A 24,193-nucleotide genomic window follows, 5' to 3' on the forward strand; every position below is an offset into this window, starting at 1 on the left:
TCGACGTCCTTTCTTCCTTTTCGGCGCGATCGCGTCGAAGCTCAGTTCAAGCGTTCGTTCATGCCGCCGTACCAATCGGCATAGCCGGGCGCGATACGGGTGACCACCGTTTTCAGCCAAGAGAAGTCGTCGAAGGACTCCACCCCCGCGTCCTTGCCGATGCCCGACTCCTTGATGCCGCCCCACGGCAGCGACGGCTCGAGTCGGTGGTGGTCATTGATCCACACCATCCCGGCCTTGATCGCGTCGGCGACGCGGTGGCCGCGGGCCAGGTCGGTCGTCCAGACGCCCGCGCCCAGCCCGTACGGGTTGTCGTTGGCCATGGCGACCGCCTCGGCCTCGTCGTCGAAGGGGATCACGACCGCGACGGGTCCGAAGATCTCCTCGCGCGCCACCCGCATCGCCATCGTCGCGTCGGAGATGACCGTGGGCGTGTAGAAGAATCCGCCGTTCAGGTCACCAGGCAGGTCGGGCACCTCTCCCCCGGCGGCGATCGTGGCGCCCTCTTCGCGGGCGGAGTCGACGAGTGACAGCACCTTCTCACGCTGCCGGGCGCTGATGAGGGGGCCCATCTGCGTGGCAGGGTCGGCGGGGTCGCCCAGTCGGATCTGCTCGGCGCGGTGCGCGAGGTGCTGAACGAAGCCGTCGTAGATCGCCCGCTGCACCAAGAACCGCGACCCGGCCACACACGACTGCCCGGCCGCGATGAACGCGGCGAAGGAAGCACCTTCGGCGGCGGCCTTCGCATCCGAGTCGTCGAAGACCACGATGGGGGTCTTGCCACCGAGTTCGGCCGTCATGCGGGCGAAGCGGCGGGCAGCAGCGACGGCGGCCGACCTCCCGGTCTCCGTACCGCCGGTGAGGGTGACCTTGGCGACGTCAGGGTGTTCCGTGAGGCGCTTGCCCGCCGGGGCGGCGCCTGTGACGACGTTCACCACCCCGTCGGGCAGACCAGCGCGCTTGAGGATGGGCAGCAATGCCAGGGTCGTCAGCGGCGTCAGTTCAGAGGGCTTGATGACGACGGTGTTGCCGTTAGCGAGAGCGGCGGAGAGGCTGCGGGCGAGGATGAGCATCGGGTGGTTGAACGGGGTGATGATGGCGCAGACCCCGAGGGGCGCACGGCGTTGATACGTCAGGTACGGCCCGTCGCTCGGGAGGACGGCGGTGCGCTGAGCGGCAAGCAGCCCCGCGTTGTAGCGGAACCACTCGGGTACCCGCGAGAGCTGCGCGCGGGTCTCGGTGACGGGGCGTCCGTTGTTGACGGCCTCGAGCTGGTACAGCTCTTCGCTTCCGGCTTCGATCTCGTCAGCGATCTGCAGCAGCATCTTGGCGCGCTGCGTGGGCGTCAGCGCGGGCCACGCCCCGGACTCGAACGCCGCCTTCGCGGCAGCGACAGCCGCGTCGACGTCCGAGGGGCCGTGCTCCGGCACGCTCTCGATGACGAAGCCGTTGGACGGGTTCACGACGTCGCGCACCAGTGCCCCGTCCGACTCGTACGGCTGTACGGGGTGGGGGGCGGTTGTCGCGTTTTCGAGAAGGCTCATCTCAACTCACTCCTTCGTGATCGTGTGCCGGTGCGCCGGGGGTAGCGCTTGTCGACCTGGCTCATTCGACCAGCTACGACCGTCCCCTTCAATGTTTGCAAACACACACTTGACGTCGTTCGTTGTTCCTGGTGACATACCGAGGTGTCCTCCGATCTCGTCGTCTGGCTCGCCCACCTGCGCAAGCTGAGCGAGGTCGCCGTGAGCGGAGCGCCGATGACCGAGGCGTTGAACCTCGTGGCGAAGACCGCGCAGGAACTTATTCCGCTGGACTTCTGCGGCGTTCTGATCCCGAACCAGGCCGCCTCGGTCCTTGTGATCGCGGGGTGGAGCGGCCTGTCCGACGAGTACGTCGACGGCGTCAACCGCCGCAATCCGGTGGGGCTCGGAAGCACCGCTCCTTCGAGCCGCGCCTACTACGGCGGCGCCCCCGTCGTGGTGGCGGACATCGCCGCGGAGAGCGGCTTCAAGCCGTGGGGCGGCGTCGCCCACGAGCAGGGATACTCCTCCATGATCAGCGTGCCGCTGCTGGGTGACAGTGGTGTGCTCGGCACACTGAACGGCTATCACGCGCAGAAGCACGAGTACACGCACGACGAGATCGAACGCATGACCCTGCTGGCCAATCATGCGGCCGCGGCGATCGCATCCGCCGGCCTCCTCGACGAGCTGCGCCGCACGAACGAAACTCTCGTCGATCAACGCGACCTCCTGACCCGCAGTCAGGCGATCCGGGAAGAGCTGCTGCAGGCGTCGTTGGAGTCGCGCGGCTCGTCGGCCGTCGTGCGCAGTCTCGAGCGGATCGTCCGCAGACCCGTTCTCTTCTCGGATGATCCTCAGCGCCCGCTGCCTGCTCCGCCCGACGGGGCGTTGGTGCGACACCCGATTCACGTGGAGGGCGAGCAGGCCGGTGAGCTGATCATCGGTGTCCGTGCGGGCACGCCTGCGGGTGCCGACCATCTGGACAAGCTCGAGGAGGTGGCGATCGGACACGCCGCCGCGGTGCTGACCCTCGAACTGCTGCGTCAGCGCACCGCTCGTGAGACGGAGTACCGCATCGCCGGCGAACTTCTGCAGGACGTGCTCAGTGTGGGGATCACCGAATCCTCGCTGCAACGAGCGCGAGCGATGGGGTTCGATCTAACTCAGCTCGGCGTCGCGATGGTGATCACCCTGCGTCCCACCACCGAGCCGCCGGCATCGGCTCGCCTGCGAACGGGGATCCTGTCGCGGCTGGCTCGGATGCAGCTGGCGACCTCTGACGGGTCTGCTTTTCCGCTCGTCACGGAGTACCGCGGCAAGGTCGTCGCGCTCTGGCCCAGCACCCTCCTCAGCTCTGCGGCCGCCGACGTTTCGACGGCACTAGCCACGGCTTTCCCCTCGACGGCCGTGTTGGTGGCCTCATCGGGCGCCGCGAAGCGCACCCTCGCCGAAGCCGTGCGTGTCGCGAGAGGCGTTCACGATGTGGCCGAATCGTTCGGCAGGACGGGCGCCGTTGACCCGGCCGAACTGGGGTTCGTGGGTGTGATGTTGCAGATGGAGGAGACGAAGATCCTGACGGACTTCGTGGAGCTCCACCTCGGCCCGGTCATCTCTTACGATCGGCGTAAGGGGACCGAGCTCATCCGTACCCTGCGCACGTACATCCGCAACGACGTCGACCGCGCTGCCACCGCAAGCGAACTCCGGGTGCATCCGAACACGGTTCAACAGCGACTGCGGAGGATCGAGTCGCTCACCGGGTCGTCCTTCGATACGCCGCGGTCCCTGCTGGATCTGACGGCGGCGTCGACGATGTACGGCCTCGGGTCGGAGTCCGGAAGCCGCTGAGTGGAACGGTTCGCGTCACACCGGTCGGCGGACGAGGGTGAACCATTCGTGCTCCTCGACCGGGGTGAACTCCCGACCCTCGAACATCGACCGGGGTCCACAGAACGACGTCGAATCCTTGCCGTCGGGGGTGCGTCGCGGGTATCCCTCCACGTATCGCGCGCCCCGGGTCGCGCCATCTGCAACGACGTGGTCGAGAAGCGCGGATGACACCCCGTGGCGCCGGTAGGGCGGAGCGATGACGAAGCAGGACACGCCCACCACGGTGTCAGGCGCCGGCCCCTCGGGATCGATGCCGTCGTATTTCGCATAAGACGATCGGAAGGAGGCGTTGACCCACCCGACGACCCGACCGCCGGCGTAAGCGAGGTAGCCGACCGTCGCGCCCGCGCGCAACCTCTCGATCATCTCGGCGCGGACGTCACGCCATGGTCGCTCTGGCGCGTCGCCCGTGTGGGGGTGCAGGCAGTAGCACGAGCCCCAGTCCGGGTTGTCGGGGAAGGCGTCGCGGTCGAACAGCATCAGCCAATCGTCGATGCGGTCTTCAGTGACGGGGTGCACTTCCACCGGGCCGATGGAGGGCAGCCACTCGACCGCGCCGTCCTCGCGAAGGGACGCGTCCGCGAAATTGCGCGCCCACGTCCGCACTTCATCGTCGGAGTAGGACACGTTGTGGCTCGCGCGCACGTGACTCAGCAGTTGCTCGACGAGTACCTCGACATCGGCACCGTCGAATCGTGCGTCGTTCTCGAAGCACTCGACCCACATGAACTCGCTCCGTTCAGCTCGGTGAGTCGACACTGGCAGAACGGACGAGCGTTGACCACCCGTTGTGGATGCGGAAGGGACGCGAAGCCCTGACGCCGGCCCGGTCCGGCCCGGTCACGGGCGCACGAGTGCGGGAGCCGCGCGTCGACGCTACTGGCGGGCGAAAGGCGAGTATCCGTGCACCCTCTTGTACGCGCGAGCCCATCGCGCTCTCGCGATGGCGATCACGAAGATCCACGCGGCCGTGCCGCCGAAGAGGACGCACATCAGGATGCCGGTCGCCATCGCTTCGGCGCTTCCGCGCTGCACGGCGATGGCCAGAACGCCCACGGCCGCGATGAGGATGAACAACCCGAGGGCAGCCTCCGCGAGGGGAGTCTTCACCGTCATCCTGAATCGTCCGCTGGGGCGGTTCGTGCTCATGAACCGGAACGGCTCCGGCGGAACCGTGACGGGCTGGTCGTCGTCCATCGATGCTCCCTTGCGCGCCGCGCGGCCCGCGCTGTGAACCGTACATCAACCGAAAAAAGAACCCCCGACCTCTCAGTCGGGGGTTCTTTTCGCGATTCGGTGGACCTCCTGCACGCTTACTCCAACCAACCGCTGGGCAGCGCCTCCGCCGAGCTAGTAGCTGCCGCTGCCCGAAAGTCAGCACGGAGAGCATCGGAAGCTCCCGTCGTCCGACGAGCGCGACAGCTTGGCGAGGAAGAGGTCATTGCGCTCGTCACCCACTACCAAGGGCACGGCAGCGTTGCGGCCTCGGCAAAGGTATTCGGGATCACTAGGCAGACGGTTGGGCAGCACCTGGCACGAGCGGGCGTTGTCACGGCGCCGCGCATGAGCGCTGAGCAGATCACCCTCGCAATCCACCGCTATGAGGATGGTGCGTCCGCAACGGCGATTGGGCGAGAAATCGGCTTCAGCACTCACACGATATTGAACTCGTTAAGACTGCGTGGCATCGCCATCCGCCGGTGAGGCGATCGGGAGTTAGAGCTATCGCCACGTCACGAGCTCACGCCGGTAGCCTTTCGGCATGATCAGCTCGCATCGCCTCGAGGGAGGCCCCCGCGGTGGCGAGATAACCGAATCTGTTCCGCCTGAGTACGTCATCGTCAACACCGAGGTTTTCGAAGAGGTCTCCCCCGACCACGCTGACATCGTGTTCGAGAAACATAGGTTCGTTGCGCGCTGGCGGGGTGACGAGTTGGTGTATCTGACGGTCGGCCCCGAGTACGACGATGGCGAGCTTGTTCGGCGTGCGTGTAAATTCCCGGTGAAGACGCCGCTCTCCCAGTGAACTTGTCCAGAGATGACATTCTTGACCTGTGCCACCGCACACGCGCTCAGGTTGCGGAGGGCGTTCCAATTCGCGGCGATTCTTGCGAACTGCAACTTATCGCGATGGGCGACACGATCCTCGCGTAGCTCAGCACGGATGCGGCCTTTTGGCGGGCGAGACCGGCAGCGGGCCGGCAACGACTGGGATCTCGCGGATCGATCCAGTCTTTAGCCGTATCGGGAGCACATAGCCCACTCGACGCGATGACCCTCACGGACTGGGGTCGCCGCCACCGCGTTGGAGAACAAGGCGCCGCCATCGAGGGGGTGTAACTCTCTCAGCCGGTCGGAGCGGTGGATGTTGTTGGCGTGTCGCTGTCTTGAGCGGCCGTGGCTGCATTCCATCGCTGTGACCAGCTGACAAGCGGGTGAAGCAGGTGGATGAGTTCGTTACCAGCTGCGGTGAGGGTGTAGCGGACCTGCACAGGTGTAGTCGGCGTAACTGTGCGGGCGACCAGTCCAGCCATGATGAGCTCGTGAAGTCGCGAAGTCAGGAGCCGATCGGAGATCCCGGCGACGTGTTGCTTGAGTGTGGAAAAACGGTCGAAGCCCAACGCCATGCCTAACAGGATCGCCGCGTTCCACTTGCGGCCGGCAAATTCAGCGGCTCGCTGGAACTGACGACACGTGGCGTCGTCAAGGTACGGCCCACTCACAGAAATAGTCACTTACAAATAGTAAGTCTCACACCTCGATGTTGGCAAGTTCCTCGAGTGCAGGAAGAGTTTCCTAGAACACCTCGAAGGGACAAACTATGCAACTGGGCGTGTACAGCTTTGGAGCGATCGCGCGCGATCCCGACACGGGACAATTGGCGACAACAGCGCAGGCAACCCGGAACCTTCTCGAGGCGGTGCGCCTCGCGGATGAAGTCGGGTTGGACTACTTCGGCATCGGTGAGCACCATACCCATCTGATGCCGGCATCTGCGGCGTCGACGATCTTGGCTGCGGCTGCTTCCGTGACATCACGAATACTTCTTGGCTCTTCGGTCACGGTGCTCAGCACAGAAGATCCGGTGCGCGTCTACGAGCAGTTCGCGACCCTGGATGCGTTGTCGCATGGTCGAGCGGAGATCACCGCAGGCAGGGGGTCATCGACGGAGTCGTTCCCATTATTCGGCTTTGATTTGCGCGACTACGACCAGCTTTACGCGGAGAAACTCGAGCTGCTGCTGAAGATCAACGAGTCCGAGCGGGTGACTTGGTCAGGCACGACCCGACCAGCGCTCGATAACGCACTCGTCGTACCCCGCCCCGATGCGGGACATCTTCCGATCTGGCTCGGCACTGGCGGCAGCCCAAGATCAAGTGTCCGCGCAGGGCAACTTGGCCTGCCGGTCGCGTATGGGGTCATCGGTGGACAGCCGGAGCGGTTCAGCGGGCTGGCCGACCTTTACCGCAAAGCGTGGGCGCAGTCGGGGCACCACCCGGCACAGGCTCGGGTGTCGGTAGGCAACTTCGGATTCATCGCCGATACGACCCAAAGTGCGAAAGACATCTTCTTCGAGGGGTGGGAAGAGACGATGACTGATGCCGCATCGCGTAAAGGCTTCAGCGTTCCTAACCGCCGTCGTTACGAGGCTGAGACTGAGATCGGTGCGATCTTCGCCGGTTCGCCACAACGGATCGCGGAACGCATCATCGCCCTACACAGCTCGCTGGGCCACATGCGCCAGTTCCTTCAGATGGATTTCGGCCCCATCTCGCAGCGTGACTTCCTGCACTCGATCGAACTGCTCGGCACAAAGGTGAAGCCGCTCGTCGATGCTGATCTAGGTGCGGAGCCCGCCGATCTGCGCGGCAGCATCACCGGGGTGATGGCATGAACATCGCGATCCTCGGCGCAGGAAAGGTTGGTGCCGCGATCGCGCGCGTCGCGCTGGGCGCTGGGCACCACGTGATGATCGCCGGCTCCGGTGGACCGGCCGACATCGAGCTGCTCGTCTCGGTCGTCGCTCCGGGCGCCGTCGTCGCCTCGGTCGCGGACGCGGTTCAGGGGGCGGACGTCGTGATTCTGTCGATCCCTTCGCCGAAGTTCCAGACCCTAGATCCGGGTCTGTTAGCGGGGAAGGTCGTGGTCGACGCGATGAACTACTGGCCGGAAACTGACGGAGTCGTCCCCGAGCTGCTGCATGAGGGCGGGTCCAGCCGCGTGGTCGCAACCCACCTGGCTGGATCTCGGGTGGTGAAGACGCTGAACCATGTTGGATACCACGAGCTCGAGGACTACCGCGCCGCCGCTGACACCCCGGGACGCCGGGCGCTAGCCGTTGTCTCCGATGACGCGGACGCCGCCGCGACGGTAGCCACCCTCATCGAATCGATCGGGTACGAGCCTGTGGCCGCAACCCCCCTGGCTGCGGGCTTGGCGCTGCAACCAGGTGCAGCACTCTTTGGCGGGCCGTTCGGAAAAGACGAAGTAATACAAGAGCTGGTTGCCGTGTCCGCGACGATTATTCCGGCGGATGCCGCCGGGGCCCAGTCGGCTCGGGGTGTCGACTCCGTCGTCATCGCCGCCTGATGGAAGGATTGCTGGGAGGGCCAAGCAATCCATTGCGGGACTTCTTGGTGTCCCGTCGCGAGGAGATCGACCCCGCTTCAGTGGGGCTGGCACGATCGTCTGTGCCGCGCCGGGGTCGCGGACTGCGGCGCGATGATGTTGCCACCCTCGCCGGGATGAGCGTGGACTACTACGCCCGGCTAGAGCAGGGCAGGATCGGAAACATTTCCGACCAGGTCTTATCCGCCGTCGAACGTGCGCTGCGCCTAACCGCCGTCGAGCGTGACCACTTCCGCGTCCTCGTCGGCGCACAGTGCGGGACCGCGTCTCCGCGCCCGATTGATCCATCCGACCCGCGACCTGCCCTGGTGGAATTGGTCAGAGCCATGGATCCCATTCCGGCGGTGCTACAGGGCCCGCGGATGGAAGTGCTGGCCTGGAACCGCGCCGCAACGATTCTCCTCACCGACTTCGAGGCGATGAGGATAGCGGAGCGCAACATTGCACGGTGGTTGTTTTTGGACCCAGCCGCCCGAACCCGCTACCCAGACTGGGAAGACATGGCAATCCCGACCGTCGCCGCGCTGCGAGCCGCTCAAGATCCGCGCATTCACGATGAGATCCTGGATCGTCTGGTCAGCGAACTGACCCTCGCTTCTAAGGAGTTCGCCCGATATTGGGCTGAGTATCGCGTCTCCCGCCACGGGTCCACCCGCAAGCGCATTTTCCATGATGCCGTGGGGATCATGACTCTGAACTTCGAGGTGCTTCACCTCCTAGGCGACGACGGTCAGTTCATCACCGCGTACCAAGCGGACGTCGGTAGCGCCGACGAGAAGAAGTTGCGTGTGCTGATGAGCTGAGACGCTCCCATCGCGCCGCCCGGCCCCGCGCTCCACGAGATGGCGCCAGGCTCGCGATGACGCCTGACCTTGCTTGCTCAGAGGAGTTCCCGCTAACGCGTACTTCCGTTACCCGCTAACTCGGATTGCAGTCCACCGGCCTTCGGTTGGCAAGTACGGGCGAAACCTACTGGTCGCCCTAACGACAAAGAAAGAGAAAAATCATGACTATCGGACTGATCGGAGTCGGCCACATTGGCACCGCCCTCGCCGCCGACCTCGTCGATGGCGGTGCAACTGTCGCTCTCGCCTCTCACACCCTCGGCAGCGCGGAGACCGTCGTCGAAACGCTCTCCGCCCAGGCATCCGCCGAGACGATAGACGAGCTACTTTTGGGCAGCGACGTAATCCTGCTCGCCGTGCCCTACGGTTCGATTCACGAGCTCATCACCAGGCACGCCGATGCACTGGTGGGAAAGATCGTCGTCGACCCATCGAACGCCGTCGCGCCTGACGCTGACGGGAACCTCCATCCAATACTCCCGACCGGTCAGACTGCCGGCGGAAACATTGCCGGGTGGCTTCCTGCGGGCGCGCGCTACGTGAAGGCGTTCGGCACCCTTGGCGCCGATTCTCTTCGCGATGGGGCGCACCAGAGCCCTCCCACTGCCTTGTTCTACGCCACTGACACCGATGAGGCGGTACCGCGCGTCGAAGAAGTGATCCGCTTGGCTGGTTTCGCCCCGGTACTGATTGGTGGCGTGGACCAAGTGAAGCGGATCGAAATGGGCCCCGCGGGCGACCTACACCAGTACGGCGGCCTGCAGGGACGCCTGCTCACCGAAGCGCAAGCCCGCGCGCTCCTCTAACCAGGTCGTTGCCAGAAACCACACCACCTAAAAGCGAGCAATCAACCTCGCCTCGCGACAGTCCCCACGACTCATGGCAGGAGATCAAGTGAATATTCATATCGTTGGCGGCACCGGGTATGTCGGTAGCGCTCTCGTCGTCGAGGCCGCGCGCCGAGGCCACGACGTGACCTCGTTCAGCCGAAACACACCCGACCAGCCTTTGGCGGGGGTGAATTACCAGCAGGGAAGCGTCCTTGACCCCGCGCTGCACCAGCGGATCGGTACCGACGCGGACGTAGTCGTATCCGCGCTCGCTCCACGCGGTGACCTAATCGGTCACGCCGCGGACGTTCTGCGCGCCCTGGCAACCATCGCCGCAGAACGCGGACTACGGTTCGGAGTGGTCGGCGGCGCCGGATCTCTTACCCTCGGCGCCGACGGTCCGAAAGTGGCCGACGCCGAATGGTTCCCCGCCGAGTTCCGACCCGAGGCGGCGGAGATGGAAGTCGTACTCGAAGAGTTGCGCGCCCGCGAGGACAATCTGGACTGGTTCTACGTGAGCCCTCCGAGCGGTTTCGGCTCATGGAACCCCGGCTCTCGCACCGGCTTCTATCGGGTCGGCGGGGAAGTGCTGCTGACCGACCAGGACGGCAACGCGAACCTGTCTGCGGACGACCTCGCCGTCGCCGTCCTGGATGAGCTCGAGACGCCCCGGCGTCGTCGAGTTCGGTTTTCCGTCGCCTACTAGACCCAGGGCACGAGCATCATCATGCGGATAGGTACTTACTCGTTCGGCGATCTCCACCTTGACCCACATACGGGCGTCGCCACCTCCGCGACAGAGCGGCTTGGGCAGCTGTTGGAGCGAGCAGTCCTCGCCGAGCAAGTTGGACTCGACTACTTCGGCGTGGGTGAGCACCACCGACGCGAATATTCTGTTTCCAACCCGGGGACAGTACTCGCGGCGATCGCAGCCCGTACTTCGAGGATCTCTCTAGGTACAGGTGTCACGGTGCTCAGCACCGAGGACCCGGTCCGACTATTTCAGCAATTCGCGACACTCGATCTGCTCTCCAGAGGACGTGCGGAATTGACCGTCGGACGCGGGTCGTTCACAGAGTCATTCCGGCTGTTCGGGGCGAGCCTGACTGACTACGACGAGTTGTTTGCGGAGAAACTCGATCTATTGGTGCGACTGAATCGGTCCGAACGAGTCACCTGGTCGGGCCGATTCCGAGCCCCCCTCGAAGAGGCACTCGTCATGCCCCGCCCGGCCCGACCGGAGGGACTGACGATTCGCGTCGGCACTGGTGGGAATCCTCAGTCCTCCCTTCGCACCGGGATGCTCGGACTCCCCATTGCCTACGGTGTGCTCGGCGGGTCCCTCGCCCGCTTTGCGCCACTCGCAGACTTGTATTGGCGGGGAGTTGAGGAATCTCCCCACCTGTGGGGGGCGCCCAGCGTGACCGTGAGCACGCCCGGTTTCATAACCGACCGCAGCCAAGACGCTGCCGAAACGTTCTACCCGTACTGGCGCGCGATGATCGCGTCCGTCGCGGCGGAACGGGGCTTCGCCCCGCCTAGCCGAGAACAGTTTGACCACGCCATACAGCCCGGTGGCCCACTTCTGGTCGGATCACCGAACGAGGTCGCCGACCGCATCCTTGCCGCCCATTCCATCCTCGGGCATGCCCAACACCTGGTGCACATGGACTTCGGCGGTGTTCCTCACGACGTATCCATGCATGCCATCGAACTGCTCGGTACAAAGGTTCTTCCACAGATCGCTGACGCATAGATCCGCGGCGTCAGAACGAAACGACTAGGGCACCCAGGATGACGCTCGCGCGGTCGCGGGACGTCGTGACGCGGCTATTAGGCAGATGCCGCATCCCGGATGGGATGCTCGCCGTTCCAATTGCGTCCCGAAGCGATCACCCGCTCGAAAAGATCGCCTCGCTCATTTCCAGACACCAAGAGTTCGGTCATGAGCCCACCGGTGGTGGAGCGAGTGTCGAAGTAGATAAGCGGATCCGAGTCGTGAACGATCATCGCCGGTTCGACGCCGGCGGAGCGGAAGTGCTCGATAGCGCCGTCGAGGGTCGGAACGATATACCCAAGGTGGTGAACCCCACCGGTGCCTGGCGCGAACGTGTCGCGGTAGACGCTGGGCTCGTCGCTGTGTTGCTCGATGAGTTCGAGCATGACGTCGCCCAGTCCGGCGAACGCGGCGCTGTACTCCAATGGTGCGCCAAGTGTCCCGCGGTAAGTGATGTTTGGCCTCACGTGCCGATCTATATAGAACGGGCCGGCGTTTGTCGAGCGGTGCCAGCCGACGGTTGCCTCGTCGAGGTCGGGGACGACGAACGCGATCTGGCGCATGCGCCCCATGTCAATTTCCGACATCGTGCTTCCTTTCGTTAATGGTGATTTCTGCCGACGGCTGGCTTCGCTCAGTCCCACCTGAGAAGAGGCTCTCGGGTGGCGGTTGTCACGGCGGGCGTGAGGGGCAACCACTCGGGTTGCCACCAACTCGGGTCAGGGGTGTAACACTGCCTTCGCGGTCGCTCCGGAGCGGGAATCTTCGAGCGCCCGTTCGATGTCGTCGAGGGGGTAGTGCGTCTCGATCTTGTCGATGGGGAACAAGCCCTGCTGATAGAGGTTGACGAGCCGGGGGAGCAATACGGATGGTGCCGAGTCGCCGAGTGTCGAACCGCTGACGGTGCGACCGGCTAGAAGCGTCCAGGGGTCCAGTTCGAGGGTCTGCCCGGCAGCGACTCCGGTGAGTACGGCGTGGCCCATTTCTGCGAGAACGTCGACGGCTACGCGCATGACGCCGGGGTTCCCGGTGGCTTCCAGGCTGAACTGCACCCCCGGGCCGCCGACGATCTCGCGGACTGCTTCGGGGACGTCGGGTGTCTCAGTCGTATCGATGGTGTGTGTCGCGCCGACCTCGACTGCGCGGTCCAGCTGTGCCTTCTTGCGCGCCACTGCGATGATGGTGCCCGCCCCGGCGACTTTCGCGGCCATGATCCCTACGAGACCAACGGCACCGAGTCCGAAGACCGCGATGGATGATCCTGGCGTCACTTTCAGAACGTCGAGCACCGCTCCGGCGCCGGTGCGGACGCCGCAACCGAAGGGGCCGAGCGCGGCTGGGTCGACGTCTCGGGGGACCTTTATGGTGCTTGAGACATGGCTGACCGCGTAGGTCGACCATGATGATTGGTAGAAGAAGTGGCTGTGGACCGGGTTGCCGTTCTCGTCGGTGAGCGAGGTCGACCCGTCTGCTCTGCCGCCTGAGAAGTTCAGGGCGTAGTGCTGCTCGCAGTATGCGGACTTGCCGCTCGCGCACGCTGCACACCGTCCACAGTGCGCACTGGTCAGGAGCACCGTATCCCCGGGCGCGAGGTTCGTGACCTGCGTTCCGACCCGCTCGACAGTACCGGCGCCTTCGTGACCGAGCACGACGGGCGGAATCGCGAGCTCCTCCATACCCTCATCGACTACTTCGATGTCGGTAGCGCAGATGCCTGCCGACTGGATTCTGACGAGCACTTCATCGGGACGCAGCTCGCCGACTTCGAGGTCCTCCAGGGTGACGTTCTTCGTGCCGCGGAGGACAGCGGCGTGGGTGGTGGTCATGGTCTTTCCCTCGGCTCTTCACGTCACGGTTGGTCGGTGGGTCGGATCACTATTTCGTTGACCGCAACGCGGCGTGGGTTGGTCACGATGTACGCGATGGCGTCGGCGATGTCTTCAGCATGGAGTTGCTCGACCTCTCCGAATGCGGCGGTGAAGTCAGCATCAGAATTGGCCTTCTGGTCGAAAAGCTCGGTTTGAGTGCGGCCGGGCTCAATCACGGAGAAACGCAAGTTCCGCGTGGTGAACTCCTGTCGCCAGGCCTCGGTAGCACCAGTCACCGCGAATTTTGTGGCGTTGTAGATCGCGACCGTCGGCGCAGCGAATCGACCCGCGACCGAAGAGATGTTGACGACGTCGGCGACGGAGCGAGGGCTCGTGTCTGCTGCCTCCAGGAGGTGCGGGAGTGCGGCTTTCGTGACGTACATCAGACCACGCAGGTTGATATCGACCATGCGGTCCCACTCCTCGAGCGGCGACTCTTCCGATGCCCCATTGAGCATGACGCCTGCGGCATTGATGAGCGTGTCGAGTCGACCAAACTCGGCGATGGTCTTGTCTACGGCACCCTGCGCATTTGCAGCGCCGGTGAGGTCCGCGGCGACGACGAGCGCCTCGTGGCCGTCGGCGCGAAGCTTGTCGGCGAGCTCCTCGAGCTTGTCGACACGTCGCGCCGCGAGGGCGACTTTGGCGCCTGCTGCGGCGAGGCGTTCCGCGGTAGCCCGACCCATACCGCTGGAAGCGCCGCTGATCAGTACGACGGTGCCGTTGAGAGTTTCGGTGGTCATTTCATCTCCAGTTCCTAGTGATGTGAAGCACATCTCGTCTGTTGACGGTTGAAGCTATGCCCCAAATGGAAGTAAAGTCAACACATGACTTAATCCCTGTTTCGCCATTGTGAGGAGGTGCTATGGATCTATGCCAGCACTAAACAGTGGGCAAGTGATGGGATTAGCGAGCACCCTGATACCTGGTACTCCGGGTACCAGCTAACGCGGCTAGCGAAGCCCGCTTGATTGGAGAATGAGACGATGACCTCGCCAGGAGAGCTCCGCGACTTCCTAAAGTTGCGGCGGGCGGCCATCGACCCCGAGTCGGTCGGCTTGCCCCTCGGGCCGACGGCGCGCCGCGGCAAGGGTCTTCGCCGCGAAGAGGTTGCCGCATTGGCTGGGGTGAGCGTGGACTATTACGCCCGGCTGGAGCAGGGGCGCGTCGGGAACGTGTCCGATCAGGTTCTCAAGGCGATCGAGAACGCATTGGGGCTCGACAGCCTCGAGCGCGCCCATCTCCGAGCGTTGGTCGGAACCAGCAGGTCATCGAAGTCTGCGAAGACCCGTCCCCGCAAGGTGAGTGCGCGACCGGGTCTGCATACGCTGATCTCTGCGATCGACCCGCTCCCCGCGATCCTTCAAGGTCCGCGCATGGAGGTACTCGCGTGGAATCGTGCGGCGTCAATCCTTCTCACCGACTTCGACGCGATGCCCTCTTCCGAGCGCAATATCGCTCGCTGGCTCTTTCTCGACCCGAGCACGCGAACCCGTTACCCCGACTGGGAAGAAGTCGCTTCATCGACCGTCGCGGCTTTACGAGCCGCACGGGACCCTTATGCACCAGACGAGATACTTGAGCGCCTCGTCGGCGAGTTGTCGGTCGCATCCGAAGAGTTCGCCCGCTACTGGGCCGACTACCGGCTCTTTAAGCACGGACACGGCAAGAAGAAGATCTTCCACGAGGCGGTCGGAGTGATGGAGCTCAACTATGAAACGCTCGACGTCGCAGGCTCTGACGGCCAGTTCGTGTCGATGTACGCCGCCGATGTCGGATCCGCATCGGAAGAGAGGCTTCAGCTACTCATGAGTTGGGAGACCACCAGAGCGAGTGATTCGGCGAGTAGCAACACATGATGTCTGACCCAGACCCCCTCGGCGAAGCGCGGTCCTGGCTCGCGTCGAAAGACCCACAGATGGCAGCCTTGATCGCCCACCGCCCGCATTATGACCCGCACGCGGCGCTGAGCGAACTACCTCCCATGAAACCGTTCGGCGTGCTTCTCTTCCAGATAATCGGCCAGCAAATATCTGTACCCGCAACACGGGCGATCCTTCACCGGGTGATCAGCTTGTTCGACGGTGAACTTCCCTCTCCCGACCGACTGCTCGCCAAACCGCTCGAAGCCCTCACGGCCGTCGGCGTATCGACCCGCAAAGCTCTGACCATGCGGGCGGCAGCCCAGGTTCTCATAGAAAAAGGCTTGGAGGATTCTCTCAAGGTCCTCAGTGACGCCGAGATTGAGGCGATTCTTACCGCGATCCCCGGCATCGGCACATGGACCGTTCAAGGATTTTTGGTTATCGGTTTGGATCGACCAGACGCGTTTCCGGCAGCGGATCTCGCAATCCGGCGCGCTGTGCGTGATTTGTCGAAAACGGACTCGCTGCCCAGCGAGGCGAGCGTGCTGGAGCGAGCAGAGGTATGGCGGCCCTATCGCGCACTGGCGGCCGGGTACCTGATCAGCGCGGACGCTGAGCGGGTCGCGGCAAGGCGACGAAAGTGATACCACGCGCAGGTCAAGCTGAAGAGAAGATGGGCTTGAGATCGATAGCACCCGCAAGCCCTGCTGACCTGGCCCGCCAGAATGTTTCAACGGTGCTCCGCCTCATTGCCGAACGCGGACCCTGCGCCCGCGCGGATCTCCGCACGTGGTCGGGGCTGTCCAATGCCAGCGTGCTGAGCATGGTTGACGAGCTACTCGCGCGTGGACTCGTCCACGAAGTCGGGGTGTCCCAGGGCGAGCGTGGCAGGCCTAGACGGCTGCTTCAGATCACCGCGGACCGCATCCGCACGGTTGCCGTCCGACTTTTTCCCACGACGATGGCCGGCGAGGTTCGGGACTTCGCCGGCGATGTGGTTTGGTTCCGATCGCGACCGCACGAGGTGGAAGTAGGAGACGCGGTCGGATACCGAGACGCGATCACCGCCATGATCACGGACGCGCGCAAAGAAGCCGGCACGATGATGGCTACCTGGACGGCGCCGGTGGTCATGGTGCCTGGCCTCGTGCGATCAGACTCGACCGTGGCTGCAGCCCTGACTCTCGGCTTGCGGGACGCGAACCTCGTGCCGAAGCTGACAAACGATCTCATAGGACCAGCACGACTGATCAACGGTGGAAAGCTCGGCGCTGTCGCGGAGTATTCAGCAGTCGTCGACACAGTGCGACCTAGCGCGATGGCGTACATCGTCAGTGCGGAAAGCGGCATCGGCGGAGGTTTGATGGTCGGGGGCGAACTCTATGAGGGAGCACACGGGATGGCCGGGGAAATGGGTCATATCTGCGTGACGATGGACGGTCCATCCTGCCCCTGCGGAGGACGAGGTTGCTTGGAGCTCTACCTCGGGGTAGAAGCCCTCCGGAGTCGTCTCGCGTTGAACGAAACGAGCCACGACGCGTTCATCGCGGAAGTGATCGCGCGCCTAGAACTCGGCGAGCCCACGGCGCGAGCGGCGCTGGAAACTGGCGCACAGGCCCTCGCGGCCGCAGTCGCCACCATGTCCAACTACACCGACGTAGATTCGGTTGTGCTCGGCGGGGACTTGGCGCGACTCTACCCCTGGCTGAAACCTCGCGTTTCCGAATTGCTCAGCTCGCGAGCGAGCGTTGTGCCAGAGTTCGGACCTCAGATCACTCTCGCTCAGCTCGAGGAAGACGGGCCGTTCCGAGGGGCCTGGCTCCAAGCCGCGGCAGCAGTAATCCAGAACCCCACGATCATCCCACCGCTGTAGCGGAATCCCCGGGATCAGCCCGACCATGCGGACAGCGAGTGTGCCCGCATGGTCGGAGCCAGCAAATGGTACGTGAGCGGTCGAGCTAGGCGTGAGACCGAGGTGTCAGCCGGCGCGTACGAGCTTCCAGTTCACGAACTCCCCAATGCCGAGGTCGGAAAGCTCCCGCCCGTAGCCGGAGCGCTTGATGCCACCCCAGGGCTGATTTGGTGCGGTGTCAGGCAAGTGGTTGATGAACACCATCCCACTTTCGATCTCGGCGCCAACCCGCTCAGCATGGGCGAGGTCACGCGAAACGACCGAGCTCCCAAGTCCGTAAGGGGAGTCATTGGCCACCCGAACCGCTTCCTCATCATCGTCGACCCGAAACAGCATGCCGACCGGAGCAAACAGCTCTTGGTAGTAAACCGGATTGTCTGGGGCTATGTCCGCCAGCAAGGTCGGCTCGATGAAGAAGCCAGATCGATCGATCCGGTGACCGCCGGTGACAATGGTGGCCCCGTTGCTGGTCGCATCGGCGATCTGGGCCTCGATCTGCTCGAGGGCTGCCTTGCTCACGATCGGGCCGACACCGGTGCTGTCCAGCAGAGGGTCGCCCGGTGTGAGCGCAGCAAGTCGATCAGCGAACCGCCGAGCGAACTCGTCGTACACCGAGCCGACGGCAATGAAGCGCTTGGAACCGCCGCAAGCCTGACCGGTATTCATCATGCGGCTCCCGACCGCAAGGTCAACGGCGAGGCCGAGGTCGGCGTCGGCGAGAACGATGAATGCGTCACTGCCACCCAGCTCCAGAGTCACCCTCTTCATAGCCCGGCCGGCGGCGGCACCTACAGAAGCCCCAGCCCGCTCGCTACCGGTAAGAGATACGGCCTGTACGCGCGGATCCTCAATCACAGCAGCGGACTGGTCAGCGGTCAAGAAGACGTTCGTATAGAGCCCAACCGGCGCACCGGCGTCGAAGAACAGCTGCTCGAACGCAAGGGCGCACTGCGGCACGCTACTGGAGTGCTTCATCACGACCGTATTGCCCGCCATCATGATGGGGGCGGCGACGCGAGCCAGCTGGATGTAGGGAAAGTTCCACGGTTCGATGCAGAATACGACGCCGAGCGGTCGCGCCTCGATCCGAGAAGTGCCCTCCGCGACCTCCAGCTCGCGGGTTGCGAGAATCGATTCTGCCCGCTCCGCGAAGTAGTGGAGGATGCTCACGCATGCATCAACCTCGAAGAGTGCTTCGGAATAGCGTTTGCCCATTTCCTCCGTCGCAAGGCGCGCAAAGCTATCGCGACGTTCCTGCAGCAGATCACCCGCACGGCCCACGATGCGTCCGCGCTCCGCGAAGGGCACGGTCGACCATGCGGTCCGGTAGGTCTGGTCGGCACCGGCGAGGATCGCATCCACCTGCTCAGGGGTGTGCTCCTCGAACTCGGCCAGGACCTCCTCGGTGAAGGGATTGATAGATCGGTACGTCATTTGGTGCTCCTGAGGTGAGGTTGACTTGCGAACGTCACCACCCTCGCTCGACCGATCAGAGCGAGGCAGAGTCGGGGTTGCCTAGTACTCGCAGAACCACCCTTTCTTGCGGCCGTCGATCCATACTGATGCGATGTCGGATAACGAACTCGGTGATTTCCTCACAAACCGCCGCGCCACGATCCTCCCCGCAGACGTCGGTTTGCCCGGCCAGGGCAGACGAAGGGTGCCTGGCCTGCGACGCGAAGAAGTAGCAATCCTCGCGGGCGTGAGCCCCGACTACTACGCGAAACTTGAGCAGGGGCATGGTGCGGGCGCCTCGCCCACCGTGCTTGACGCCATCAGCGATGTCCTTGGCCTCAATCAGACCGAACGAGAGCACCTGTACCACCTCGCCAAACCGCCACCGGCACGCAACGAAAGCCCGCGCCTTTCACGGCTAAGCACGGTGCGTTCTGGGTTGATACAGCTTCTCGACGCGATTCCCGATGTCCCCGCCGTCCTCATGGGGCCAGCTTTTGAGCAACTCGCGTGGAACAAGTTGGCCGATGCTCTGTTCGACATCCAAAGCATGGAGGATGCGGGGCTCAGCGCCGCTCAACAGATCTTCCTCGACCCGGCAGCCCGCACCTTCTACCCCAAATGGGACGCGATCGCGAGTGAGGTAGTTGGGTACCTACGCTTCAACGCTGGTCGAACCCCGGACGCGCCCGCTTTGCTCGCCACCGTCGGAGAGTTGTCAGTAAAAAGTCCCGACTTTCGAGCCATGTGGAGCCGTCATACCGTGCGAGAGAAGACGAGTGGGTCCAAGCAGATCGAGCATCCCCTCCTTGGCTCGCTTGAACTTAGCTATGAGACGTTCCGACTGCCTGAAAATGAGCGAATGGCGCTGATCACGTACACAGCAGAGCCGGGATCGGCGTCGGCAGAAAAACTCAAACTGCTTGGCAGCTGGTCCGTAAAAAGCGCCGTTCACGACAGGAAGCCAACGAACACCCCCACCTCCTCGAAACGCACAGACAATGCCTGACTACGGCCATCCGTTGACGTTCGGAACTTTCATCACACCGATCAACAGACCGCCCGAGCAACCCGTGCTCCTCGCTCAACTCACCGAGAGTCTTGGCTATGACCTTGTTACATTCCAAGATCACCCCTATCAGCCTTCGTTCCTTGACACCTGGACGCTGATCAGCTGGGTCGCCTCCCGCACCGAGCGGATCCACATCGCTGGCAACGTACTGAACACACAATTGCGCCCGCCTGCAGTGCTAGCCCGTGCTGTCGCTAGCCTCGACCTGCTCAGCCACGGGAGGATCGAACTCGCCCTCGGTGCCGGAGCGTTTGGTCAAGCGATCGCGTCGATGGGCGCTCCCGCCCTCACCCCACCTCAAGCCGTGAGTGCACTCGCTGAAGCGGTCGACATCATCCGCGGCATCTGGGACGTGAACGACCTCTCGCCGCTGCGCGTCGACGGAGAATTCAACCAAGTCAACGGCGCGAGGCGAGGACCAGAACCAGCCCATCCAGTGCCCATCTGGATAGGCGCATACAAGCCCCGTATGCTCCGTCTCACCGGGACCAAAGGTGACGGATGGATCCCGACTCTGAGCTATCTGCAGGACGGAGACCTGCGTCGTGGAAACCAGGTCATCGATGACGCTGCCGCGGCGGCAGGTCGCGATCCACGCTTGATACGACGGCTTCTGAACATCAGTGGCGAGTTCATTACTCAACGTCGAGGCCTACTTCAAGGGCCACCCGAGTCCTGGGTTGAGGATCTCCTCCCGATGGTGCTCGCTGACGGAGTGAGTACCATCATCCTCGCTGGCGACCAACCGGCCACCATCCAAGTGTTCGCTCAACAGGTCATCCCTACACTCAGCCAGCTGGTGAGTACCGCTCGGGAAGACGCCTAGCCTGCTCAGCCTTCGGACCACCAGATGCAACGGCGCTCGCGGCGACGATTTAACTGGACAGCGTCCGCAACCCGTCGTGCGACGGCGTGTCCGGCGTCGCCGAGAAGATCAGCATCTGGAGGCCCGGCTCGCCCGCCGGGTCGAAGATCTCGTACGTCAGATCGATCTCACCTGCAACCGGATGATGGAAGAACTTCACTCCTGGGCGATGCTCGCCCACATCATGCGCAGTCCACAGGTCCTGAAACGTGTCGTCCTGAATGGATAGCTGACCGATAAGGTCGGTCAGCCGCCGATCATCGGGGTCTCGCACGGTTTCCCGACGGAGAATCGCAACGATCTGCCGGCTTTCGTTCTCCCAGTCTCGATAGAACGTCCGTGCAGAAGGCTCCAAGAACAGGAATCGTGCCGCGTTCCCGGCAGACCGATCTCCCGTCAACATTCCGCAGAACAAGGCACGACCTAGATCATTGGCTGCAACGGCATCAAGTCTGTTGTTTTGAATCAGGATCGGAACCGTCGACATGGCGTCGATTGTCTGCTGCAGACGCGCACTCACGTGATGCCGAACGGGAGCGTGCGGGTAAGACCGATGGTCCCTATCGTCTGCAACTGCTCGAACCAAATCGAGGAAGTGCGCCCGCTCGACCTCATCGAGCTCTAGAGCGCGCGCGACGCCTCGCAAGACGCCCTCAGAGAAACCCACTGCGGCTCCCCGCTCAAGCCGGATGTAATACTCCGTGCTCATCCCGGCGAGCTGCGCTACTTCCTCTCTGCGCAAACCCGGAACACGCCTCCGTCCCCCGAAATAGGGAAGGGAGGCATTGGCTGGGTTCAGGCGCGCCCTCCTCGTGGAGAGGAACTGTCGCATGTCCTCAGAGGCACTCATGAGTCGAGAGTAAATCGCGCGATCAACGTTATGGGCGCTCTCTCAACACCACCATATGCAGTGACTCCCTAACTCTGATCTAAGTCGATGAACTGGTGCTAATTCCCGGTACCCCGGGCCATCCGGCACTTGAGCCACGACGAGAGAGATAGGCACATCATGGATAAGAGACTCAGCGGGACTGTCGCGATCATCACGGGAGCGAGCAGCGGCATCGGTGCGGCAACTGCGCAGGCCCTCGCTGCACAAGGCTCCACGGTGGTCGCACTCGCGCGCAGGAAAGACCGTCTCGATGAGCTCGTTCAGACCATCACTACCGCTGGTGGAAATGCAATCGCCATCGAGGCGGACATCACCGACCCCGCTCAGGCCGAACGAGCGGTCGAGTCGGTCATAGATCAGTTCGGGCGTCTCGACATCCTGATCAACAACGCCGGTCTCATGCTCATCGGGCCGGTGCTCGGCGCCGATGTCGACGAATGGGAGCGGATGATCGCGATCAACCAAAAGGGCCTGCTGTATACGACCCATGCCGCCCTACCCCATCTGCTTGCTGCCGCGGATGATGAACTACGCGGTGTTGCCGACATCATCAACATCTCCTCACTGGCGGCACGAAAGGCCTGGGCAAACTTCGGGGTCTACAACATGACCAAGTACGGCGTGAACGGCTTCACCGACGCGCTCCGACAGGAAGTGTCAAAGAGCCACGTCAGGGTCGCTGTTCTGGAACCGGGTGCCGTCGCCACCGAACTCGAGTCGCACAACAGCCAAGAGATCCAGGCAGAGCTCGCGACCTCCGCGGTGACAGAGCGACCCGAGCCTCTTCACCCCGAGGACATCGCCGAAAACATCGTGTTCATGGTTACCCGTCCTCGCCGCTCCTTTGTCGCTGAACTGTGGGCGATGCCCACCTCCCAAGTGTGAGAAGGCCCGCACGCGACGGTGCGGCGCTCTCAGTGCGAGCGTCGCCCGTCGAATTGCTGTTCGACCTTGTCTTCGTATTCACGATGACGCAACTCACTGAGGTCATCGTCGATGACCCAGGTGTCATCAGTGTGGTGCGGGCCTTCTTGACGCTTGCGGTGATCTGGTGGATGTTCCATGCCTTCGTCTGGCTAGGAAACCAGACACCGACCGATCACATCGCAGTGCGCCTCGGATTCATATGCGCAATGGTCGGTTTCCTGCTAGTCGCAATATCTATCCCGGACGCATTTGGCGACTCAGGACTGCTGTTCGGAGTTGCACTGCTCGCGGTCGTGATCATTCACTTCATTGCTTTTACGATGCTCGGCCGCGAGGGATCAATGCGACCCATGCTGCGCGTATTCCCGACGAATCTCGCGGGAGCGTCACTCGTCCTGATCGCAGGATGCGTCACTGGACCGGCAGACTGGATCTTGTTCGCAGCGGCAGTGTCCGCGTTCCTATCGAACTCCCTCACGACAGGGCCAACACTGATCGACCTCAGCGCGTCACACTTCGTAGAGCGCCATGGGCTATTCATGATCATCGCCTTCGGAGAGACCATCGTTTCGGTAGGGGTCGGTGCGACCTTGCACCCAGCGGGGCTTCCGGTAGTGACGGGCGTAGTACTTTGCGTAGGGATCGTCGCCTCACTCTGGTGGTACTACTTCGCCGGAGACGGTGACGACGCAGAGGCACGCTTCACATCGACTGACGGGGGACGTCGAGAGCGATTAGCACTCAGCGCTTTCGGCCTTGACCACTATCTGATGATCTTCGGGGTTGTTCTGTTCTCTTCTGGAGTCAGCCTCACCATCGAGAATGTCTTTGCGCGACCCAGCCCAGTGGCTGCCTGGCTCCTCGCGTCGGGTATCGCACTCTATTTACTGGCCGACGCTCGCTATCGACAGGAGCTTGCGTTGGGGCCAACGGCATTCCGTTACTGCGGGAGTCTCATTGCTCTGCCGACCGCGTTCATAGGGCTGGCAGCGCCCGCAGCTATCGAGCTCGTAGCGCAGTTGGCAGTGCTCGTTGCCGTGATTGTGATCGAATCACGCAAGCCTGCCCTCAACGACGTCGAAACTCATTGATGGCTACCGCCGCCGTCTGAGGACCGTCCAACATCCACCAATGACCCGCATCGGGAAGGTCGACCACCGTCGCGCCAGCCCGATGCGCGGCGCGTCGAACCATCTGTTCCGTACCGGTGGTCCGGTCGAGCATCGGACGAAGAACCAAACCCGGCCGAGTCGCCGCCTTCTCCAACTCTTGCCCGATCACGCGTAGAGCCGGCTGGGCCCCCGATCGGTACAAATCGAAAGCAGCGCCGCTCAACTCAGCTCCCATCCCTGCGGCAATCCGCTCCGCGACCTCCCCTGACATGCCGAGCGAGGTTGCGTGCCCCAAACGCTGATCGAACGTCCCCTCGAATCGGTCTCGCAAAGCAGCACGCCCAGAGACGGAGTCCTGCCACTCCTTCGCCACAGGGTGCCAGTCGTACTCAGGATCGAACAGGCCGATGTCATCGACGATCCATGAGTTGACCAAGTCAGGACGGGCTAGAACCAAATTGATTACATGTACGCCGCCCCAATCATGACCCAGAAGATCCACCGGCTCCCTGAACTCCTCCAGGAGTTGGATAAGCCAATCGCGGTAGTCACCCATCTCTGCCTTGAATCCATTCGGACGGACCGAGCCGAACCCCGGCGGACTAACTGGAATAAGAGGAGATCGGTTGAGGTAAGGCATAAGAGGTCCCCAAATCGCACTGGTCTCGGGGTGACCATGAACTAGAACGAGAGCGGGCATGCGGCCACGCTAGCTTCCGGTTCCGTTA

Annotated in this window: 25 protein-coding genes; 15 read left to right on the top strand and 10 right to left on the bottom strand. The window is 63.2% G+C overall.

Features of this window, described 5'->3' with window-relative positions; genetic code table 11:
• Positions 1 to 41: 41 nt before the first annotated feature.
• Positions 42 to 1,544 carry an aldehyde dehydrogenase family protein gene (locus ACFXP5_RS02815; protein ID WP_394543423.1) on the bottom strand — a complete coding sequence of 501 codons (1,503 nt, stop codon included), beginning with the start codon at positions 1,542 to 1,544 and terminating at the stop codon, positions 42 to 44.
• Between the two features lie 144 nt (positions 1,545 to 1,688).
• Here ACFXP5_RS02815 and ACFXP5_RS02820 point away from each other — a divergent pair, with 144 nt between their 5' ends.
• Positions 1,689 to 3,374 carry a helix-turn-helix domain-containing protein gene (locus ACFXP5_RS02820; protein ID WP_394543425.1) on the top strand — a complete coding sequence of 562 codons (1,686 nt, stop codon included), beginning with the start codon at positions 1,689 to 1,691 and terminating at the stop codon, positions 3,372 to 3,374.
• A gap of 15 nt (positions 3,375 to 3,389) precedes the next feature.
• On the opposite strand, the gene ACFXP5_RS02825 is transcribed toward ACFXP5_RS02820, so the two are convergent.
• The gene (locus tag ACFXP5_RS02825; RefSeq protein ID WP_394543426.1) at positions 3,390 to 4,142 is read right to left on the bottom strand and encodes a GNAT family N-acetyltransferase; all 753 of its coding nucleotides are present in this window, start codon (positions 4,140 to 4,142) and stop codon (positions 3,390 to 3,392) included.
• A gap of 150 nt (positions 4,143 to 4,292) precedes the next feature.
• Positions 4,293 to 4,613 carry a hypothetical protein gene (locus ACFXP5_RS02830; protein ID WP_394543427.1) on the bottom strand — a complete coding sequence of 107 codons (321 nt, stop codon included), beginning with the start codon at positions 4,611 to 4,613 and terminating at the stop codon, positions 4,293 to 4,295.
• A gap of 565 nt (positions 4,614 to 5,178) precedes the next feature.
• Between ACFXP5_RS02830 and ACFXP5_RS02835 the strand changes: the two genes are divergently transcribed.
• On the top strand, positions 5,179 to 5,442 hold the full coding sequence (locus ACFXP5_RS02835; RefSeq protein ID WP_394543428.1) for a hypothetical protein: 264 nt from the start codon (positions 5,179 to 5,181) through the stop codon (positions 5,440 to 5,442).
• A gap of 319 nt (positions 5,443 to 5,761) precedes the next feature.
• Here the strand turns inward: ACFXP5_RS02835 and ACFXP5_RS02840 are convergent, their stop codons facing one another.
• Positions 5,762 to 6,151 (bottom strand): winged helix-turn-helix transcriptional regulator, encoded by a 390-nt coding sequence (locus ACFXP5_RS02840; RefSeq protein WP_394543429.1) that lies wholly within the window; start codon positions 6,149 to 6,151, stop codon positions 5,762 to 5,764.
• Positions 6,152 to 6,237: 86 nt separating this feature from the next.
• Between ACFXP5_RS02840 and ACFXP5_RS02845 the strand changes: the two genes are divergently transcribed.
• The 6 genes from ACFXP5_RS02845 (at position 6,238) to ACFXP5_RS02870 (ending at position 11,476) form a co-directional block, all read left to right on the top strand.
• Complete coding sequence (locus tag ACFXP5_RS02845) at positions 6,238 to 7,311, top strand: LLM class flavin-dependent oxidoreductase (RefSeq protein WP_394543430.1); 1,074 nt, start codon at positions 6,238 to 6,240, stop codon at positions 7,309 to 7,311.
• Positions 7,308 to 8,006: an NADPH-dependent F420 reductase gene (locus tag ACFXP5_RS02850; protein ID WP_394543431.1), complete on the top strand. Its 699-nt coding sequence runs from the start codon at positions 7,308 to 7,310 to the stop codon at positions 8,004 to 8,006. Before ACFXP5_RS02845 ends, ACFXP5_RS02850 begins: the two co-directional genes overlap by 4 nt.
• Complete coding sequence (locus tag ACFXP5_RS02855; protein ID WP_394543432.1) at positions 8,006 to 8,848, top strand: helix-turn-helix transcriptional regulator; 843 nt, start codon at positions 8,006 to 8,008, stop codon at positions 8,846 to 8,848. The genes ACFXP5_RS02850 and ACFXP5_RS02855 overlap by 1 nt, the downstream gene beginning before the upstream one ends.
• A gap of 203 nt (positions 8,849 to 9,051) precedes the next feature.
• A complete protein-coding gene (locus ACFXP5_RS02860; protein ID WP_394543433.1) occupies positions 9,052 to 9,696 on the top strand; it encodes an NADPH-dependent F420 reductase in 645 nt (214 codons plus the stop codon).
• 73 nt (positions 9,697 to 9,769) lie between these two features.
• Entirely contained in the window at positions 9,770 to 10,426 is a 657-nt protein-coding gene (locus ACFXP5_RS02865) for an NAD(P)-dependent oxidoreductase (protein ID WP_394543434.1), read from the top strand.
• 21 nt (positions 10,427 to 10,447) lie between these two features.
• Positions 10,448 to 11,476, top strand: a complete 1,029-nt coding sequence (locus ACFXP5_RS02870; protein ID WP_394543435.1) for an LLM class flavin-dependent oxidoreductase — start codon at positions 10,448 to 10,450, stop codon at positions 11,474 to 11,476.
• A gap of 77 nt (positions 11,477 to 11,553) precedes the next feature.
• Here ACFXP5_RS02870 and ACFXP5_RS02875 read toward each other — a convergent pair whose 3' ends face one another.
• The 3 genes from ACFXP5_RS02875 to ACFXP5_RS02885 all read right to left on the bottom strand — a co-directional run bounded on the left by ACFXP5_RS02875 (position 11,554) and on the right by ACFXP5_RS02885 (position 14,108).
• Complete coding sequence (locus ACFXP5_RS02875; RefSeq protein WP_394543436.1) at positions 11,554 to 12,084, bottom strand: VOC family protein; 531 nt, start codon at positions 12,082 to 12,084, stop codon at positions 11,554 to 11,556.
• Positions 12,085 to 12,216: 132 nt separating this feature from the next.
• Positions 12,217 to 13,323 carry an NAD(P)-dependent alcohol dehydrogenase gene (locus ACFXP5_RS02880; protein ID WP_394543437.1) on the bottom strand — a complete coding sequence of 369 codons (1,107 nt, stop codon included), beginning with the start codon at positions 13,321 to 13,323 and terminating at the stop codon, positions 12,217 to 12,219.
• A gap of 23 nt (positions 13,324 to 13,346) precedes the next feature.
• A complete protein-coding gene (locus ACFXP5_RS02885; protein WP_394543438.1) occupies positions 13,347 to 14,108 on the bottom strand; it encodes an SDR family NAD(P)-dependent oxidoreductase in 762 nt (253 codons plus the stop codon).
• A gap of 243 nt (positions 14,109 to 14,351) precedes the next feature.
• Between ACFXP5_RS02885 and ACFXP5_RS02890 the strand changes: the two genes are divergently transcribed.
• The 3 genes from ACFXP5_RS02890 (at position 14,352) to ACFXP5_RS02900 (ending at position 17,103) form a co-directional block, all read left to right on the top strand.
• Positions 14,352 to 15,224, top strand: a complete 873-nt coding sequence (locus tag ACFXP5_RS02890; RefSeq protein ID WP_394543439.1) for a helix-turn-helix transcriptional regulator — start codon at positions 14,352 to 14,354, stop codon at positions 15,222 to 15,224.
• A gap of 59 nt (positions 15,225 to 15,283) precedes the next feature.
• Entirely contained in the window at positions 15,284 to 15,874 is a 591-nt protein-coding gene (locus ACFXP5_RS02895) for a DNA-3-methyladenine glycosylase family protein (RefSeq protein WP_394543440.1), read from the top strand.
• Between the two features lie 179 nt (positions 15,875 to 16,053).
• Entirely contained in the window at positions 16,054 to 17,103 is a 1,050-nt protein-coding gene (locus ACFXP5_RS02900; RefSeq protein ID WP_394543441.1) for an ROK family protein, read from the top strand.
• 105 nt (positions 17,104 to 17,208) lie between these two features.
• Here the strand turns inward: ACFXP5_RS02900 and ACFXP5_RS02905 are convergent, their stop codons facing one another.
• Positions 17,209 to 18,576, bottom strand: a complete 1,368-nt coding sequence (locus ACFXP5_RS02905) for an NAD-dependent succinate-semialdehyde dehydrogenase (protein WP_394543442.1) — start codon at positions 18,574 to 18,576, stop codon at positions 17,209 to 17,211.
• 133 nt (positions 18,577 to 18,709) lie between these two features.
• On the opposite strand from ACFXP5_RS02905, the gene ACFXP5_RS02910 reads away from it, so the two are divergent.
• Together ACFXP5_RS02910 and ACFXP5_RS02915 are read left to right on the top strand one after the other, a co-directional pair.
• On the top strand, positions 18,710 to 19,606 hold the full coding sequence (locus ACFXP5_RS02910) for a helix-turn-helix transcriptional regulator (protein WP_394543443.1): 897 nt from the start codon (positions 18,710 to 18,712) through the stop codon (positions 19,604 to 19,606).
• A complete protein-coding gene (locus tag ACFXP5_RS02915) occupies positions 19,599 to 20,495 on the top strand; it encodes an LLM class flavin-dependent oxidoreductase (RefSeq protein WP_394543444.1) in 897 nt (298 codons plus the stop codon). Before ACFXP5_RS02910 ends, ACFXP5_RS02915 begins: the two co-directional genes overlap by 8 nt.
• Positions 20,496 to 20,544: 49 nt before the next feature.
• Here ACFXP5_RS02915 and ACFXP5_RS02920 read toward each other — a convergent pair whose 3' ends face one another.
• Entirely contained in the window at positions 20,545 to 21,384 is an 840-nt protein-coding gene (locus tag ACFXP5_RS02920) for a helix-turn-helix transcriptional regulator (RefSeq protein ID WP_394543445.1), read from the bottom strand.
• Positions 21,385 to 21,543: 159 nt separating this feature from the next.
• Between ACFXP5_RS02920 and ACFXP5_RS02925 the strand changes: the two genes are divergently transcribed.
• Both ACFXP5_RS02925 and ACFXP5_RS02930 read left to right on the top strand, forming a co-directional pair.
• Complete coding sequence (locus ACFXP5_RS02925) at positions 21,544 to 22,311, top strand: SDR family oxidoreductase (protein ID WP_394543446.1); 768 nt, start codon at positions 21,544 to 21,546, stop codon at positions 22,309 to 22,311.
• Between the two features lie 32 nt (positions 22,312 to 22,343).
• Positions 22,344 to 23,444: a low temperature requirement protein A gene (locus ACFXP5_RS02930; protein WP_394543448.1), complete on the top strand. Its 1,101-nt coding sequence runs from the start codon at positions 22,344 to 22,346 to the stop codon at positions 23,442 to 23,444.
• Here ACFXP5_RS02930 and ACFXP5_RS02935 read toward each other — a convergent pair.
• Positions 23,422 to 24,165: an alpha/beta fold hydrolase gene (locus tag ACFXP5_RS02935; protein ID WP_394543449.1), complete on the bottom strand. Its 744-nt coding sequence runs from the start codon at positions 24,163 to 24,165 to the stop codon at positions 23,422 to 23,424. The two genes, ACFXP5_RS02930 and ACFXP5_RS02935, sit on opposite strands and share 23 nt — an antisense overlap.
• Positions 24,166 to 24,193: the final 28 nt, after the last annotated feature.

The organism is Microbacterium hanjuni (assembly GCF_043556395.1).
Lineage (GTDB): Bacteria > Actinomycetota > Actinomycetes > Actinomycetales > Microbacteriaceae > Microbacterium.

What these genes read in the sequence shown, in the direction of transcription:
- ACFXP5_RS02830 (WP_394543427.1), bottom strand. Translation starts at nt 4,613, where the DNA reads ATGGACGACGACCAGCCCGTCACGGTTCCGCCGGAGCCGTTCCGGTTC.
- ACFXP5_RS02825 (WP_394543426.1), bottom strand. Translation starts at nt 4,142, where the DNA reads ATGTGGGTCGAGTGCTTCGAGAACGACGCACGATTCGACGGTGCCGAT.
- ACFXP5_RS02835 (WP_394543428.1), top strand. Translation starts at nt 5,179, where the DNA reads ATGATCAGCTCGCATCGCCTCGAGGGAGGCCCCCGCGGTGGCGAGATA.
- ACFXP5_RS02895 (WP_394543440.1), top strand. Translation starts at nt 15,284, where the DNA reads ATGGCAGCCTTGATCGCCCACCGCCCGCATTATGACCCGCACGCGGCG.
- ACFXP5_RS02905 (WP_394543442.1), bottom strand. Translation starts at nt 18,576, where the DNA reads ATGACGTACCGATCTATCAATCCCTTCACCGAGGAGGTCCTGGCCGAG.
- ACFXP5_RS02860 (WP_394543433.1), top strand. Translation starts at nt 9,052, where the DNA reads ATGACTATCGGACTGATCGGAGTCGGCCACATTGGCACCGCCCTCGCC.
- ACFXP5_RS02850 (WP_394543431.1), top strand. Translation starts at nt 7,308, where the DNA reads ATGAACATCGCGATCCTCGGCGCAGGAAAGGTTGGTGCCGCGATCGCG.
- ACFXP5_RS02900 (WP_394543441.1), top strand. Translation starts at nt 16,054, where the DNA reads ATGGTTGACGAGCTACTCGCGCGTGGACTCGTCCACGAAGTCGGGGTG.
- ACFXP5_RS02870 (WP_394543435.1), top strand. Translation starts at nt 10,448, where the DNA reads ATGCGGATAGGTACTTACTCGTTCGGCGATCTCCACCTTGACCCACAT.
- ACFXP5_RS02875 (WP_394543436.1), bottom strand. Translation starts at nt 12,084, where the DNA reads ATGTCGGAAATTGACATGGGGCGCATGCGCCAGATCGCGTTCGTCGTC.
- ACFXP5_RS02885 (WP_394543438.1), bottom strand. Translation starts at nt 14,108, where the DNA reads ATGACCACCGAAACTCTCAACGGCACCGTCGTACTGATCAGCGGCGCT.
- ACFXP5_RS02880 (WP_394543437.1), bottom strand. Translation starts at nt 13,323, where the DNA reads ATGACCACCACCCACGCCGCTGTCCTCCGCGGCACGAAGAACGTCACC.
- ACFXP5_RS02890 (WP_394543439.1), top strand. Translation starts at nt 14,352, where the DNA reads ATGACCTCGCCAGGAGAGCTCCGCGACTTCCTAAAGTTGCGGCGGGCG.
- ACFXP5_RS02815 (WP_394543423.1), bottom strand. Translation starts at nt 1,544, where the DNA reads ATGAGCCTTCTCGAAAACGCGACAACCGCCCCCCACCCCGTACAGCCG.
- ACFXP5_RS02910 (WP_394543443.1), top strand. Translation starts at nt 18,710, where the DNA reads ATGTCGGATAACGAACTCGGTGATTTCCTCACAAACCGCCGCGCCACG.
- ACFXP5_RS02865 (WP_394543434.1), top strand. Translation starts at nt 9,770, where the DNA reads ATGGCAGGAGATCAAGTGAATATTCATATCGTTGGCGGCACCGGGTAT.
- ACFXP5_RS02915 (WP_394543444.1), top strand. Translation starts at nt 19,599, where the DNA reads ATGCCTGACTACGGCCATCCGTTGACGTTCGGAACTTTCATCACACCG.
- ACFXP5_RS02935 (WP_394543449.1), bottom strand. Translation starts at nt 24,165, where the DNA reads ATGCCCGCTCTCGTTCTAGTTCATGGTCACCCCGAGACCAGTGCGATT.
- ACFXP5_RS02920 (WP_394543445.1), bottom strand. Translation starts at nt 21,384, where the DNA reads ATGAGTGCCTCTGAGGACATGCGACAGTTCCTCTCCACGAGGAGGGCG.
- ACFXP5_RS02925 (WP_394543446.1), top strand. Translation starts at nt 21,544, where the DNA reads ATGGATAAGAGACTCAGCGGGACTGTCGCGATCATCACGGGAGCGAGC.
- ACFXP5_RS02855 (WP_394543432.1), top strand. Translation starts at nt 8,006, where the DNA reads ATGGAAGGATTGCTGGGAGGGCCAAGCAATCCATTGCGGGACTTCTTG.
- ACFXP5_RS02845 (WP_394543430.1), top strand. Translation starts at nt 6,238, where the DNA reads ATGCAACTGGGCGTGTACAGCTTTGGAGCGATCGCGCGCGATCCCGAC.